This window comes from Pseudomonas sp. F1_0610, from assembly GCF_047470865.1.
In the GTDB taxonomy this organism is placed as follows: Bacteria; Pseudomonadota; Gammaproteobacteria; order Pseudomonadales; family Pseudomonadaceae; genus JAZDRH01.
Genome location: NZ_JAZDRH010000080.1, coordinates 1 through 709, shown reverse-complemented (window position 1 = coordinate 709; position 709 = coordinate 1). Strand labels below are relative to the sequence as shown.

Here is a 709-nt window from a genome sequence, read left to right as displayed (position 1 = left end):
CTATATTACTACAAGATAAATAATTTATAACCACATTATCATCTAGTTCTTTTTTAGCTAAAAAACCCATTATCACCTCTACTATTTAAAAATATTATTAAATTCTTCTACTTCAATTGTATTTCCTCGCTCTAATGTTCTTTCAATCCATAGTGTTATTTCACCTTTATAAAAATTCATGCTCAATACCCTTTCAATTAAAACTGCTACAAAACTTGGCCGCCTCAAGACTTTTGTGCAACAGGTTTAATGAATTGATACTGCCTATTTCAGTCAATACCTAAATTAGACAGCTAAAACCGAGCCGACGTTGTAGATTCCATCAGAAGCACTATTGCGGCGTACCTCGCAACTGGCTGTAAAAGGCACACGCTTGAGCTGTTTGGCAATTGCGCGCAGACTCTGTAATAGGTCTACTCTGATTCTAATTCGTTTATCAAGGCCAAGCTCATGGTATGGCATATGCTTTACCTCACTAGGTTGATTAGGTGTTGCAGTCAAAATTTGAGCCTACCATTCCTTCCAAATTTATCTAATTGACTACAGGGTAAATAATTTAAAAGTTTATAATCATCTAATTTTAAATATATTATAACGCCATCTATTCTTAACATTGCCTTTTAATTAAAATTCATTTTATTCTGATTATTATAATAATACGCTTTAAGCATTACAATGTTTAAGGCGACAACTGGTCACTGTCTAGTAG

General features: G+C 33.3%; 1 protein-coding gene. It reads right to left on the bottom strand.

Annotation, left to right across the window (positions count from 1 at the left end):
- Window positions 1–285: 285 nt before the first annotated feature.
- Complete coding sequence (locus VQ643_RS16290) at window positions 286–462, bottom strand: hypothetical protein (protein WP_414201562.1); 177 nt, start codon at window positions 460–462, stop codon at window positions 286–288.
- Window positions 463–709: the final 247 nt, after the last annotated feature.

Excerpts from the sequence above, each read along its gene's own strand:
- VQ643_RS16290 (WP_414201562.1), bottom strand. The coding sequence starts at position 462 with ATGCCATACCATGAGCTTGGCCTTGATAAACGAATTAGAATCAGAGTA.